We start from the raw sequence: 13,374 nt of genomic DNA, 5'->3' as shown, positions 1-13,374 counted from the left end.
ACGACTTCGTTGATCTTCCGGGCCAGCTTCTTTTATGAAGGGTTCAGGGAAATCAGCGAAGTTGTAACAATTTACCCGGCGTGAGCCATTGCAGTGCTGGCGCGGCCTTCAGTTGTTGCTCGGTACTACTACGTGTTCGTCGAATTCAGGTTCCATAATAAAACGCCCTTTTTTGTTAATGTGTATCAGGTATTTTAATCATAGCGCTGGGCTATTTTTGAACAATCCGTAAAAGCCCTATACGGCAAATAACCTATGTAGGAAAAGGAACGTGAAGCGCTATGAAGCTGCGTAACAGTCAGGCAACTTATGGCCTGGTGGCGGTGTTTCTGCACTGGTTGGTGGCCCTGGCCGTGACGGGCATGTTCGGTTTGGGTTACTGGATGGTAGGGCTTACGTATTACGACGCCTGGTACAAGCAGGGACCGGACATACATCGCAGTGTAGGCGTGTTGTTATTTATTAGCATGCTGCTACGGGTTGTGTGGCGCCTGATGAATCCGCGGCCGGAACCGGTGCCGGGTCATCGGCGCTGGGAGCTTGTCGCGGCTCACCTGGCCCATGGTTTGTTGTATGTGCTGCTGTTTGTTGCCATGGTCAGCGGCTACTTGATCTCTACCGCCGACGGCTCTTCGGTGAGCGTGTTTGGCTGGTTTGATGTGCCCTCTATCACGGGTCGCATCAAGGGCATGGAAGACACCGCCGGTGTGGTGCATTATTGGGTAACCTGGAGTGTGGTCGTATTAGCGGGTATTCATGCACTTGGCGCGCTAAAGCACCATTTTATTGACCGGGACAATACTTTGCGCCGTATGTTGGGGCGTTGAAAATTTCCGGTACTGACATTTAACGGATGAGGAATTTCTTATGAAGCGATTATTTCTGGCATCGGCTGTGTCTTTGGCTCTGGTCGGTGGCGCACAGGCGGCAGACCACTCAGGCACCTACGCTTTTGATAAAAAGGACGCTCACCAGTTCATCAACTTCCGCATTTCACACCTGGGTTTCAGTTGGCTGTATGGGCGCTTTAACGATTTTGACGGGCAGTTTGTGTACGACGCCGAAAATCCGCAGAACAGTTCGGTGACGGTGTCCATCGATACCACCAGTGTTGACAGTAACCACGCCGAACGCGACAAACATATCCGCAATGAAGATTTCCTGTATACCGGTGAGTACCCGCAAGCGACGTTCAAAAGTACCGGCATTCGTCTGGACGAAGAAGGAGAAGCCGATATTGTGGGCGACCTGACCCTGCGCGGTGTCACTCGCGAAGTCGTTTTGGATGCAGAAATGGTCGGCCACGGCGCCGATCCCTGGGGTGGCTACCGCATGGGTTTTGAAGCAGAAACCGAGTTGCGGCTTGCTGACTTTGGTATTCCTACCAATTTGGGCCCGGCGGCAGAGGTTCTTACTCTGGAGATCTCGGTGGAAGGTATTCGCCAGTAATTCCCAAATGGCGGGAGTGGTGAATCGGCGCAAAAGAAACGGCAGAGCTGTGTGGCTCTGCCGTCTTTTTTTGGACGTTTATTGAGCAGGCTCAGGCTTTGTTGTGGCGCGGCTCACGGCATTGGCAAAGATAACGCATACGCCAGAACTGACCGACAAAAATAACCAGCCAAATCACCAGACCGGCCCAAAGATACGCCGCAGGAAGGCGGAAGCTGCCGCTGATTGCAAACTCCACCAACAGCATCAGCACTAATGCTAGCACCGCATTTACCAACGCGGTCATCATGGCTTGCCCGCAGGCTTTCAGGTTTGGCTTCATAGTGGTCCGCTTAGGTTAAAGAAAAAACGGTCTTCTATTACTGCCGAGGAGCATACGATGATTACGGAAACCGCTCCATTCGGGAATTCCGCTATTGGAATTGGTGTATCCGCCGCCGGCTCCATATAATGTGCCGTCCCAGACTGACCGCGCACGGCGTTGGCAGCTTTGTATTTCCTTCAGATAATTCAGGCAAAAGAGGCATCCATGCCAGAGTTTCAGACAACGGATGAGGGCTTTGAGCGGGTTGCGCTCAGGGACTACACGGAAAAAGCCTATCTTGACTACTCCATGTACGTCATTCTTGATCGCGCTCTTCCCAATGTCGGGGACGGGCTGAAGCCGGTTCAGCGGCGCATTATTTACGCCATGTCCGAACTGGGCCTGAAATCGACGTCCAAATACAAAAAGTCGGCCCGCACCGTGGGCGACGTGTTGGGTAAATTCCACCCCCACGGCGACAGCGCCTGTTACGAAGCCATGGTGTTGATGGCGCAGCCATTTTCATACCGTTACCCGCTGGTGGATGGCCAGGGCAACTGGGGCTCGCCAGACGACCCCAAATCGTTTGCCGCCATGCGCTACACCGAATCCCGCCTGGCTCGATTTGCCGATGTGCTGCTGAGCGAACTGGGCCAGGGTACGGCCGATTGGGTGCCCAACTTTGACGGCACCATGGACGAGCCTTCGATACTGCCGGCGCGCTTGCCCCACGTGTTGCTTAATGGCACCACGGGCATAGCCGTGGGTATGGCGACCGACATACCGCCCCACAACGTGCGCGAAGTGACCGCTGCCTGTATTCACCTGCTGGACGCGCCGGATGCCACGGTAGAACAGCTGTGCGAATACATCCAGGGCCCGGATTACCCTACCCGGGCGGAAATTATTACCCCCCGTAAAGACCTGCTGCAAATGTACGAAACCGGCCGCGGTTCGCTGCGCATGCGTGCGCGCTGGGTGAGTGAAGGCGGCGACCTGGTGATCACTGACTTGCCCCATCAGGTATCCGGTAACCGGGTGCTGGAGCAGATTGCCCAGCAGATGCAGGCCAAAAAGCTGTCCATGGTGGCGGATTTGCGCGATGAATCAGACCACGAAAACCCCACCCGGCTGGTGATTGTGCCCCGTTCAAACCGGGTAGACGCCGAAGGCCTGATGGCACATTTGTTTGCCAGTACCGATCTGGAAAAGCCTTATCGGGTGAATATCAACGTGATTGGTAACGATGGCCGCCCTGGGGTGAAAGGCCTGGTGCAGATGCTGACCGAGTGGCTCACGTTCCGCCGCGCCACGGTGATAAGGCGCCTGCAATACCGGCTGGATAAAGTGCTGGCACGCCTGCACTTGTTGGAAGGCTTGCTGATTGCCTACCTGAATCTGGACGAAGTGATCGAAATTATCCGCTATGAGGATAAACCCAAAGCCGAGTTGATAGCGCGATTTTCACTGTCGGCGGATCAGGCCGAGGCAATTTTAGAACTGAAGTTGCGCCACCTGGCGAAGCTGGAGGAAATGAAAATCCGCGGTGAACAGGATGAACTGGCCACCGAACGCGATCACTTGCAATCCATTCTGGGCTCCGAGAAAAAGCTGCGGAAGCTGATTAAAACCGAATTGCAGCAAGACGCCGAAACTTACGGCGATGACCGCCGTTCACCGATCGTAGAACGTGGTGAATCGCGGGCGTTTAGTAATATTGACCTGGTGTCCAACGATCCTGTCACGGTTGTGCTGTCTGAAAAAGGCTGGGTGCGAGCGGCCAAAGGCCACGATATCGATCCGCTGGGTCTGAGTTACAAGGCCGGTGACAAGTTTTCTTTGCAGGTACACGGGCGCAATAATCAGCAGGTTATTTTTCTTGACTCGACCGGGCGCGCCTACGCCCTGATGGCTCACAGCCTGCCGTCAGCGAGAGGTCAGGGCGAACCGCTGAGCGGGCACATCAACCCGCCGCCGGGCGCTCAATTCCGCGGCTTGCTGATGGGCGACAGCCAGCGCAAGGTGGTGCTGGTGACCGATGGAGGTTATGGCTTTGCAACCTCGCTGGGTGACATGCTGAGCAAGAATCGCAACGGTAAGACCCTGGTCAGTGTGCCTAAGGGTGCGCGCCTTATGGCGCCGGTGATAGTGCCGTTGATGGCGCCTGAAAGCCGCGAGACCCTTTACTTGGCCGCGGTCTCTAACGAAGGCCGGATGTTGGTGTTCCCACTCACAGAACTGCCGGAACTGGTCAAAGGCAAAGGCAACAAGCTGATCAGTATTCCGTCGGCGCGAGTGCAGTCCCGTGACGAGTTCGTGGTCGCGGTAGCGGTATTCGCCCACAGCGACCAGCTCGAAATTCACGCCGGTAAACGCAAAATGAGCCTTCAGTTCAGCGATCTTGAGCATTATCTGGGCGAGCGTGGCCGCCGCGGCCACAAGCTGCCACGGGGCCTGCAACGGGTTGACCGTATCGGGGTTGTGGCTGTAGGGGTGGCGGCAACCGGTGCGGCCCATCAACAGGAGCAAGCAGACAGTGAGTGAACTGGTTCTGATCAACGTTTCCGGGCGCGACAAGCCCGGCCTGACCTCCGAGATTACCGGTATTATGGGCCAGTACGAGGTGCGCATTCTGGACATCGGCCAGGCGGTGATTCACGACTACCTGACCTGGGGAATTCTGATCCAGATTCCAGACGCGTCTCACTCGTCACCGGTAATCCGCGATCTGCTATTTCGCTTGCATGCCCTGGATCTGCAGGTGCGGTTTGCGCCGATTACCCCCGAGGAGTATCAGCAGTGGGCTCAGGGCCGCAATCGCGCCTGCTACATTGTCACCTTGCTGGCTCGGGACATAACCGCCGAGCAGATTGCGCGGGTGTCGGCGATTACCGCGCGCCACCAGCTCAATATCGACAATATCACGCGCCTGTCGGCGCGGCCGTCACTGAACGTGGATGAAAACCGCACGGCTTGCGTCGAATTTTCAGTACGTGGTACGCCAGACAATCTGGCTCAGTTAAGAGCCGACTTTTTGCACCTTGCCGGCGAAATGAACGTGGATATCGCGTTTCAGGAAGATTCTATTTTCCGCCGCAACCGCCGTCTGGTGGTATTCGATATGGATTCCACCCTGATTGAAGCCGAGGTGATTGATGAACTTGCGGTGGAGGCTGGTGTAGGGCCGCAGGTGGCAGCCATCACCGAGCGTGCCATGCTGGGTGAGCTGGACTTCAGCCAGAGCTTTGCTGAGCGCCTGGCGCTGTTGAAGGGGCTGGATGAGTCAGTTCTGGAGCGGGTTGCCGCGCGCTTGAAGATGACAGAAGGCGCCGAGCACCTGATTCGAAGCCTGAAGGCGTTGGGTTACCGCACGGCGATTCTGTCGGGCGGCTTTACCTACTTCGCCCGCAACCTTCAGCGTCAGCTGGGCATTGATTATGTGTACGCCAACGAGTTGGAGATTGTAGGCGGTAAAGTAACCGGGCGGGTGTCTGGAACTATTGTTGACGGCGCGCGCAAGGCCGAACTCCTGCTGGAAATTGCGAAAAAAGAACACATTTCCCACGAACAGGTGATTGCAGTGGGTGATGGCGCGAATGATTTGCCAATGCTCAGCGAAGCTGGCTTGGGCGTGGCGTTCCGTGCCAAACCCGTGGTCAAAGAATCTGCCCGTCACGCCATTTCAACGCTCGGGCTGGACGCCATTCTGTACCTGATTGGGTTTCGCGAAAGCGAGACCAATCATCAGATGCAACCGCCAAGGGACCATGACACGGTGCTATAAGCAGTGCCTGAATCAGTGCCTGAAAGAGCGCCTGGGGATCAGTTGTCGCTGAAATCGTAGGTCATTTCGGGGGTGGGAGGCTGTAGATAGAAGCCCTGAATGTAATTTACCCCGGCCTGCCACAGGGTGGCCAGTATGCCGGCGCTTTCTACCAGCGGCACAATCGACAGCTTGCCGGCGCTTTGCAGTGACTGCACCATTTCCTTGAGATGTTCGCGGGCGTCCTGATCACTCTGCAGCTCCTCGGTAAACGAGCCGTCTATTTTTACGTAGTCGGTGTCGATATGGTTGAGCGCATGAAACGGGTTCAGGGCGCAGCCAAACTGGGTTATGGAGACCTTGCAATGCAGCTGGTGGAGGGCTTTTGCGAAGTCTTTTGCCTGTTTTTTGAAATTGTTGGCGTCGCATTCGCGGAGCTGAAATATCAGTGTTTCACCGGGCAGGCGCGCGGCTTTTAACGCCACGCTAAGCCAGGGTGTGAAGGTTTTGTCGTGCAGGGTTTCAGCGGTCACGTTCAGAAACAGCCGGGCGTTCTGGCCTTTCACGCGGTGCGCAGCCAGTTTTTTTATGGCTTGCAAGAAGACCCAGTGGTCGACCTTCATAGCCGTGTCTGTGGGCCCCAGGGGTGGCAAGAAGTCGTAAGGCGACACATCTTCGCCCTTGTCGTCCAGCATGCGCACGTAAACTTCGTAGTGTTCTTCGTTTTCCCCGCGCAGATTGATAACGGGCTGAAATAGCAGGCGAAACTGATCGTTGTCCAGAGCGCGGTGTATGCTGTCTATGGCAGTGTTATCGCTGAGTATGCGGTGTTCGTCGGAATTGTGTACCCGCACGCCGTTGCCGGGGGTTTGCTCGTTCTGCTTTTTCAGTTCGGCTGAAGCGCGGTGCGCGTGGGCCATCAACTCTTCGGCTTTGGGTGCCTTTTCGGTGATGGCAGCAACGCCGATACTCACCGTGAGCTGCACCGAGCGGCCGTCGACATCGAACAGCGAACCCTCAATGGCTGTGCAGATTTTTTGTGCCAGGCTGACCATGTCATTTTCGCTGAACGGCAGGCACAACAGTGCGAGCGAGTCGTCGCCCAGGCGCGCCAGGATAATGTCTGCACCTACCTGATCGCGCAGCAGAGTGGCCAGATCACGCAGCAAAAAATCAACGCCGGCAATGCCAACGTCCCGCTTCAGCGGCGCAAAGTTATCCAATGAAATATAAGCCAGGGCGCCAGCTTCGCTACTGGCACCGGCTTGGGTAATAGCTTCCGCTAGCGAGGTCATGAAGAACGGGCGGTTATACAGGCCGGTAAGCAGGTCCTGATTGCTGATTTTCCTCAGCTTTTCTTCCAGTTCTTCGCCGTTGTGTTCCGGCCGCAGCACAATCTGGGTGCAGCGTTCGCCGTCAAAGGTGGCGGCTGAGGCCTGAATATTGGCGGCCAACTCGCGGCCGTCACTGCGCCGCGCAGTCACTTTTTGGCTTACTCGCTCGCTACTTTGGTCGGTAAAGCCTTTGGTCAGTTGGCGGTAGTCGTCCTGGCTCTGGCTGCCGAGGGTGTCCAGTACCGGGATACACATCAGTTCGTCGATGTCGTCGTAACCCAGAAACTCCAGATAGGATTCATTAGCGTAAACGTGCATGCCTTCAATGACATAGGCAATGGCGTCTTTTGAGCTTTCCAACAGGCGTTGGCAGCGATGTTCGGCGTCGCGCAGGTGAGATTCCAAAAGCCGGCGACGGCGGCGCTCGTCAAGGTCTGCCAGTTCCCGATTCACCACCAGTACCAGCAGTGCCTGTTCGGTGTAAGGTACCGTATCTTGTCCGCCGGCTTTAAGAACGGCCGTGGCGCGGGCGGCGTCGTAGTCATCGGTCAGTAATATGAAAGGAATGTCTTTGCCAAGCAGCCGCAACATGGCTAACGCTGCGTCTACCGGGCATTCCTGTTCTGTGTCCCGCGCCAGTAAGATGTCCCAGTTGCCACTTTTGAGCGTTTCTTCCAGGTCTTCCTCAGAGGTAACACGATGGGCCCGGGTAGCGCGACCGGAATTGCGTAACAGGCTGATCAGGTTTTCCGCGTCATTCAGCGATGGATCCAGAATAAGCATATGAACGGTGGAGGCTTTCTTCTGCATGACTCGACAATCTCGTGCTGCACACTGACGGAGCCGGGCCGCTGACAAGGCCGGGCTCCTGGATGAGTATGAGTGATGAAGAGGTTGCCGGGTAATAACAAGTCCGGCACTGGCCTGGCGCTGAGTTAAGACATACGAAACTCTGATCCACGGAGCACGGTCAGACACTATGATACAAAGAGATTACCCGTGTTACAGCGAGGGACAGAGCGAATCGAATTCGTCTTCGCTGGTGGCAGGGCTGGCTCTGTTGGTGCTGGTTTTAGCGTCAGGCCTGCTCTGAAGTTTTATTTCAAATTGGCTGATGCTGCCGGTCGCCGTCATTTTTTTCAGCAACTGGCCTTGTTCTTCCTGATCATCAATCAGCAGGGTAATACGATTTCCAGATTGAAAGGGCAGCCGCGGCACAATCAACGTGGCAGGTTGGTTAATGACGCTGATTTCCGGCAGCATCAGCCCGCGTAAGTACTCGCTACTGTTACCCAGTTTCTGGATCAGGCGCACCGCGCAAGGTGTCGCCCTGGGTGCCTGTAGTTCAATACCAATCTGCGTGCCCTCATTTTTAATCTGGCGAATCCAGCGAACCACGGCAACACTCCAAGGTTGCGAGCTTTGCTCCCTTACGCCTAGAATTTCGCCTGTCTGCAGGCTGCTGGGTATTTGGCTGTCCCAGGCAATGCAAAAGCCGCCGGGGCTGGTATTGACTATTTCTGAGCGGCAGGCGCGAGGCGCGTTTTTGAGTGCCGAATCGGTACGGGTGCTGGCGCTAGTGAAGTCGATAGGGGTATTATCGACCGACATGCCATCGTTTCTAGCGCCCGCATCGTGCGCGCCAGCCCATGCGTCGTTTCTTCGAATAGAGCTGCGGATAAACATGTTGTCTTCGGTGTCTTCCGCTTCGGGCTGTCGGGTGAAGTCGTTCAGGGTTTTGCGGCCCGCCATAAAATAGTGCACGGCGGTCAGCCCGACACACAGCTCGAGGCTGCCATGGCTGGTTACGCGGTTAAAATTGCGTTTGGCAAGCGTACCCAGCGCCTGGGTGAGGTGTGCCAGCAGGGCGTCACTGGTATGTGGCTGCAGCGGCAGTTCGCTGGTTTCTTTGCTATCAACTGTTTGAATGGCCAAGCTAATTTGGGCCGACAGGCGGCGGCTGTCAAAACTGAAAAAGTCGCCTTTGTCGGCAGTGTCCAGCAGGCTGCGGTAGACCGGCGACTTGTCTGCGCTCATATTTACCATAAACAAGCTGTCACCTTGGGATCCGGGAGCGAAATCCGTCAGATCGGTCCAGGGTTCCAGCAGTGTAAAAAGCTGGCTCAGTTCTGTTTGGCGCAGCTGATTAGGGCGGGCGCAACCCAACAATAAAAGGCGTTTGTAGGCACCTTCAATGCTGCTTGAATTGCGCCGGCTAAGAGTGGCGTCGCTGACCTCAATAGCGGTTAACTGGTGCGCAAGCGCAAACCGGTAAAGTTTATGACAATCCAGCCAGCTGTTTGGTGGGGTAGGGCAATAAAGCTGATACGCCCGCAGTATGGTGCCTGACAGCTCGGCAATGCTGCGGTGAACGGCGATGGCCAGAACCTTGCGGCTTTTATCCGGGTTGCCGGCATCCAACAGTTCCAATACGCAGAGTTTGTAACCGCCGGACAGGTGTAATTGCAGGGCCTGCGCCAGATTGGCGATTTTGCGCTGCTTTTCCGGCAGTGATACCGCGGTGCCGATGAAATGACGGGACAGCTCTGCGCACACAAAGTGGATTTTTTCGCGAATAATCTCCAGCAGTTGCAAGCGTTGCTGTGGCGACAAAAAAAGCTGATTCAGTTCAATAATGGCGTGATAGAGCTGGCGCGACACTTCGCCAATATTGGCCATAGGCAGCAACCCCACCCATTGTTTGAAAGCTTTGGGAATGAAAGGCTTGCGGTTTTTTGCTCCGGTACCCGGATATCTGGTTTCAGAGAGGTGCCTTCCATGTTGAGTGTCAACGCCCGGGGTAATATATAGATATATTTATTGCGTAATGTAGGTCAGTAAAGCCAATACGGAAAGCGAAAATCAACGAGTTGACAATCTTTTACAAAGTAAGCGGTTTCGCTTTACCCCAAATCAAGAGGCGTTTTGCTGCCAGCGCCGGGTAACTCGCGCACCAGGCGTGGCACCAGAAATCCTGGCAGGCGCTCTAGCAGGTCGCGTGTTAGCGCCTTGGCCTCGCTGTCCGGAACGGCAAAATGGTGGGCCCCGGCCACAGGATCAAACGCGTGCAAGTAGTAGGGCAGAACACCGGCATCGAACAGCCTTTCGCTGAGTTGTTCCAGTACGTCGGCGCTGTCATTTACGCCGCGAAGGATAACACTTTGATTCAACAGGGTCACACCTGCCTCGGTTAACCTTTTCAGGGCCTGTACAGTAGGTTGGTCGATTTCCGCGGGATGGTTGATATGAAGCACCACAACCACCCGCAAACGGGTAGCACGAATCCATTGTAGCAGCGAATCACAAACCCGCTGCGGAATCACCACCGGCAGCCGGGTGTGAATCCTCAGCCTGCGCAGGTGGGGGATTTGGTCCAGGGCCTGGGCCCATTGCGCCAGCAATTTGTCATTGGCGGCCAGGGGGTCGCCTCCGCTGAAAATCACTTCGTTAATTTCCGGGCTGCCTGCCAGCGTGTCCAATACGGTTTGGCGGTCTTGCGGATTTAACCGTTGCTCGTTGTAGGGGAAGTGGCGGCGGAAACAGTAGCGGCAATTAATGGCACACTGCCCGGTTACCATAAGCAGGGCTCGGCTTTTGTATTTGCGGATCAGCCCCGTTGTTGCCATGGCGTCGGCTTCGGCCAGTGGGTCGTCGACAAATCCGGCCAGAGCGCGGGTTTCGTCTATTAATGGTAATACCTGACGCAGCAAGGGGTCGTCAGGGTTGCCGTATTCCATGCGCGCCAAAAAAGGCTCGGGCACCCGTATTGAAAACAGCCGGTGCCCGGCATCGGCACCGGCCAGCCATTGATCAGGGCAGAGCCCCAGGCGTTCCAGCAGTTCTGCCGGACGGTTGATGGAGCTGGCTAAAATCTGTTGCCAGCTGGCGGTCTCTGAATTTTCCCCAGGCTCCGGGTAAGCCTGGGCTTCTATACGTACGGGGGTTCGCTGTATCATAGCGGCCTTAAAATTCTGAACAGCCTATTGGCAGGTGGACATTTCATGGCTTCATATTCTACCAACGAATTTCGCGGCGGTCTTAAGGTTTTGTTTGAAGGCGACCCCTGCATCATTCTGGAAAACGAATTTGTAAAACCCGGTAAAGGCCAGGGCTTCAGCCGGGTGCGCCTGCGCAACCTGATGACCAACCGGGTGTGGGACCGTACCTTCAAGTCCAACGAAAGCCTGGAAGGTGCAGACGTGATGGATCAGGACATGGAATACCTGTACACCGACGGCGAATTCTGGCACTTCATGCTCACCGATGGTTCGTTTGAACAGTACGCGGCAGATGGAAAAGCCGTGGGCGACACCTTGAAGTGGCTAAAAGAACAGGAGGTATACACGGTTACCTTGTTCAATGGTGCGCCGCTGACGATTACGCCGCCGAATTTTGTCGAGCTGGAAGTGGTTGAAACCGATCCGGGCATGAAAGGCGATACCGCCCAGGGCGGCTCCAAACCGGCCACTTTGTCTACTGGCGCGGTGGTAAGCGTGCCGCTGTTTATTACCATTGGTGAAGTGTTGAAAGTAGATACACGCACCGGTGAATATATGAACCGGGTTAAAAACTAGGGCGTTGATGAGCAACGTTAACAGCTGGCAGCCCAGCGCTGCCAGCCGAGCCCTGAAAAGCCGAGCACAACAATTGTCGTTTGTGCGCGGTTTTTTTACGCAGCGCCAGGTGCTGGAGGTTGAAACCCCGGTGCTTGGCCGCTGCGGCGTTACTGATCCCAATCTGAGCGGTATTGCTGCCCGGGTTAACGCAGCGGGCCGTCAAGGCGGGTGGTTGCAGACGTCCCCGGAATACCACATGAAGCGCCTGCTGGCGGCCGGTTGTGGCGATATCTACCAGGTTACAAAAGTGTTTCGCGACGGTGAAAGCGGGCGCCGGCATAACCCCGAATTTTCCATGCTGGAATGGTACCGTTGCGGCTTTGATGACCAGGCGCTGATGAACGAAGTAGCGGACCTGGTGTGTTCCTGGCTTGACTGCTTGCGACCGGAAACTCTGAGTTATCGCGAAGCGCTTCGCCGCTGGGCGGATATTGATCCGTTCACCTGCACCGATGCGCAGCTGCACGCCCGCTGCGGGCAATGGATGGAGCCGCAGCAGCTTGTGGGTATGAGCCGCGATGACTGCCTGGATTTACTGATGAGTTTTGCGGTGGAGCCCAAGTTAGGCTTGGATTGCCCGGTGTTTATCCACCAGTATCCGGCGTCACAGGCCTCGCTGGCGCGCACCAGCCAGGTTGGCGATTTTGCGGTAGCTCATCGCTTTGAGCTGTATATCAATGGACTGGAGTTGTGTAACGGCTACTGGGAGCTGACGGATGCGGATGAGCAACGCCGGCGTTTTGCAGCGGATAACCGGCTGCGACAGACCCGCGGCCAGGCAGCCATGGAACAAGACGACGCTTTTTTGGCCGCGATAGACAGCGGTTTACCCGATTGCGCCGGCGTTGCCCTGGGGCTGGACCGATTGTTGATGCTGAAACTGGGTGCCAGCTCGATTGATGAGGTGCTGGCCTTCCCATTCGCTAGCGCCTGAGCGCGACAGTTTTCAAGTTCAAACTTCAAACTTCAGGCTTCGACCTGACCGAAAGCTTCGCCTAACCGCACTTTTTTTCCGGGTTTTTGGGCATCATTCCACTGCGCTCGGCCTTTTGGCATCACCATCACGACTGTAGAACCCAGGCGGAAGCGGCCCATTTCCTCACCCCGCGCAAACTTGAGGGCCTGCTCGCCGTTGTAGTTCTGCTGGCTGACACCGCCATCGCCTGGCGCCGCTCCCGGTTTCACGACGCCGGCCCAGGGTGTTTCCACACTGCCGACAATCATTGCGCCCACCAATACCAGTGCCATTGGTCCGGTTGCGGTATCAAACAGGCATACCACGCGCTCATTGCGGGCAAACAGGTTGGGCACGTTGGCTGCAGTTGCCGGATTTACCGAGAACAGGCTGCCGGGCACGTGCACCATTTCCCGCAGTTGTCCGGCCATTGGCATGTGAATCCGGTGATAGTCACCGGGGGCCAGGTAAATGGTGGCGAATTCACCTTCGGCAAAGATATCGGCCCGTTGCTGGTCACCGCCTAACAGTTCCAGCAGGCTGAACGATTGGCCCTTGGCCTGAAAGATGCGGCCCCCGCTTATATTGCCCAACTGGCTGACGCAACCGTCTACCGGGCTAATCAGCGTGCTTTCGTTACCCTCAATTGGCCGCAAGCCAGGCTTGAGTGCTCGGGTAAAAAAATCATTGAAGCTGCTGTATGAATCTGGGTCGCTGTTTTCAGCTTCGCTCATGTTTACGTCATAGCGGTTAATAAACCAGCGTATGAAGCGGCTGCGCAAAGCTGGTGTACCGGTGCTGTCAGCCAGGCGCCCAGCAAGGCGGGAAAGCGAGAGCTGGGGCGTAAGATACTGGCTTAGAACAAACAGCTTTTCCATCATCAGAAAATCCTTTGGCTACGATGGCGCGAAGTTTAGCAAACGGCCCATTTCATCAACAGGCTTATACCCCAA

General features: G+C 55.8%; 11 protein-coding genes. 6 read left to right on the top strand and 5 right to left on the bottom strand.

Annotated features, from left to right (window positions below; genetic code table 11):
• Positions 1-281 precede the first annotated feature (281 nt).
• Positions 282-827 (top strand): cytochrome b, encoded by a 546-nt coding sequence (locus ATI45_RS09675; protein ID WP_098419313.1) that lies wholly within the window; start codon positions 282-284, stop codon positions 825-827.
• Between the two features lie 40 nt (positions 828-867).
• A complete protein-coding gene (locus ATI45_RS09670) occupies positions 868-1,449 on the top strand; it encodes a YceI family protein (protein WP_098419312.1) in 582 nt (193 codons plus the stop codon).
• 91 nt (positions 1,450-1,540) lie between these two features.
• Here the strand turns inward: ATI45_RS09670 and ATI45_RS09665 are convergent, their stop codons facing one another.
• Positions 1,541-1,771 (bottom strand): hypothetical protein, encoded by a 231-nt coding sequence (locus ATI45_RS09665; RefSeq protein ID WP_098419311.1) that lies wholly within the window; start codon positions 1,769-1,771, stop codon positions 1,541-1,543.
• Between the two features lie 207 nt (positions 1,772-1,978).
• On the opposite strand from ATI45_RS09665, the gene parC reads away from it, so the two are divergent.
• Positions 1,979-4,297 carry a DNA topoisomerase IV subunit A gene (gene parC, locus ATI45_RS09660; RefSeq protein WP_098419310.1) on the top strand — a complete coding sequence of 773 codons (2,319 nt, stop codon included), beginning with the start codon at positions 1,979-1,981 and terminating at the stop codon, positions 4,295-4,297.
• Complete coding sequence (gene serB, locus ATI45_RS09655; RefSeq protein ID WP_098419309.1) at positions 4,290-5,537, top strand: phosphoserine phosphatase SerB; 1,248 nt, start codon at positions 4,290-4,292, stop codon at positions 5,535-5,537. The genes parC and serB overlap by 8 nt, the downstream gene beginning before the upstream one ends.
• 38 nt (positions 5,538-5,575) lie before the next feature.
• Here the strand turns inward: serB and ATI45_RS09650 are convergent, their stop codons facing one another.
• The 3 genes from ATI45_RS09650 to epmB all read right to left on the bottom strand — a co-directional run bounded on the left by ATI45_RS09650 (position 5,576) and on the right by epmB (position 10,806).
• Positions 5,576-7,660 (bottom strand): EAL domain-containing protein, encoded by a 2,085-nt coding sequence (locus ATI45_RS09650; protein ID WP_098419308.1) that lies wholly within the window; start codon positions 7,658-7,660, stop codon positions 5,576-5,578.
• 192 nt (positions 7,661-7,852) lie between these two features.
• Entirely contained in the window at positions 7,853-9,529 is a 1,677-nt protein-coding gene (locus ATI45_RS09645; RefSeq protein WP_323807648.1) for a GTPase, read from the bottom strand.
• A gap of 224 nt (positions 9,530-9,753) precedes the next feature.
• Entirely contained in the window at positions 9,754-10,806 is a 1,053-nt protein-coding gene (gene epmB, locus ATI45_RS09640) for an EF-P beta-lysylation protein EpmB (RefSeq protein ID WP_098419307.1), read from the bottom strand.
• A 45-nt stretch (positions 10,807-10,851) separates the two neighbouring features.
• Here epmB and efp point away from each other — a divergent pair, with 45 nt between their 5' ends.
• Both efp and epmA read left to right on the top strand, forming a co-directional pair.
• Entirely contained in the window at positions 10,852-11,424 is a 573-nt protein-coding gene (gene efp, locus ATI45_RS09635) for an elongation factor P (RefSeq protein WP_098419306.1), read from the top strand.
• Positions 11,425-11,431: 7 nt separating this feature from the next.
• A complete protein-coding gene (gene epmA, locus ATI45_RS09630) occupies positions 11,432-12,400 on the top strand; it encodes an EF-P lysine aminoacylase EpmA (protein WP_098419305.1) in 969 nt (322 codons plus the stop codon).
• 32 nt (positions 12,401-12,432) lie between these two features.
• On the opposite strand, the gene asd is transcribed toward epmA, so the two are convergent.
• Positions 12,433-13,302, bottom strand: a complete 870-nt coding sequence (asd, locus tag ATI45_RS09625; protein WP_098419304.1) for an archaetidylserine decarboxylase — start codon at positions 13,300-13,302, stop codon at positions 12,433-12,435.
• Between the last annotated feature and the right edge of the window lie 72 nt (positions 13,303-13,374).

The sequence above is a fragment of the Marinobacter sp. LV10MA510-1 genome, from assembly GCF_002563885.1.
Lineage (GTDB): Bacteria > Pseudomonadota > Gammaproteobacteria > Pseudomonadales > Oleiphilaceae > Marinobacter.
This window is presented reverse-complemented; position numbering and strand designations above follow the sequence as displayed.